General features: G+C 48.0%; 1 pseudogene. It reads right to left on the reverse strand.

Features of this window, described 5'->3' with window-relative positions:
• A pseudogene (locus TW77_RS25895) lies at nucleotides 1-835 on the reverse strand (transposase); the annotation flags it as partial.
• Nucleotides 836-898: the final 63 nt, after the last annotated feature.

Here is an 898-nt window from a genome sequence, read left to right on the forward strand (position 1 = left end):
TTTGCCTTGAGTACTCTGTAAAATGTTGACTCTGAAGCATAATATTCGCCTTTATCTAATAACGCCGGGACAATTTGTGATGGCGGTAAACTGGCGAATTCCGACAAATTGCAAACTGCCAGGATAGTGTCTACTTCCCCGGAGCTGAGCTTATTTGACGGTGCTGGTCGAATGGCATCAAGCCGCCTGTCCGAGGTGACTTGACCGTCACGATACCAGCGCCGATAGGTCCGCAAAGTAATGCCAACTTCTTCACACGCTCTGTCCAATCTGGCTCCGGAGTTATTCGCTTCGCGTATCCACGACACATACTGTGTGCGCTGTGAGAGCGAGGTCAGTCGTCCTCGCTGTCGCTTTCCCAGAGCGCGTTGAGCTTTTTTCTCAGCACCAATAAGGCAGCAGTTTCAGCCAGCGCTTTTTCTTTCTCGCGCAGTTCTCGCTTGAGTTGTTTAATCTCTTTTTTGTCGCTCTGGCGCTGACGTTTTGCTTCTTGCTCGTGTTCTTTGGAGTTTTGAAAACCACGCAGCGCATCGGATTTCCAGGCTTTTACCTGCTCAACGTAGAGACCTTTCTTTCTACAATATTCACTCAATTCGGCTTCATTTAAACTGGCAGTTTCGAGTACGGTGGCAAATTTAGCTTCTGCTGACCAATGTTCAGAGGTTGGTTTATTTCCGGGCACGGGGCGACCTTCTTGCTTGGCTTTGTTTCGCCAATTATACAAGGTTTGTTCGCTGACACCCTCTTGCTGAGCAACTTCAACCACTGTTAAGTTCGATGGTGGCAGTAATTTGTTCAGAATCTGCTGTTTACGTTCTTCACTATAACGAGGCACACTTACACCTGACCGCCCCAATTGGTTAAATTTTAGGAGTGACAACTATCCTGCCATAGGGGG

It is taken from the genome of Pseudoalteromonas rubra, from assembly GCF_000967655.1.
GTDB classification, from domain to species: Bacteria; Pseudomonadota; Gammaproteobacteria; order Enterobacterales; family Alteromonadaceae; genus Pseudoalteromonas; species Pseudoalteromonas rubra_A.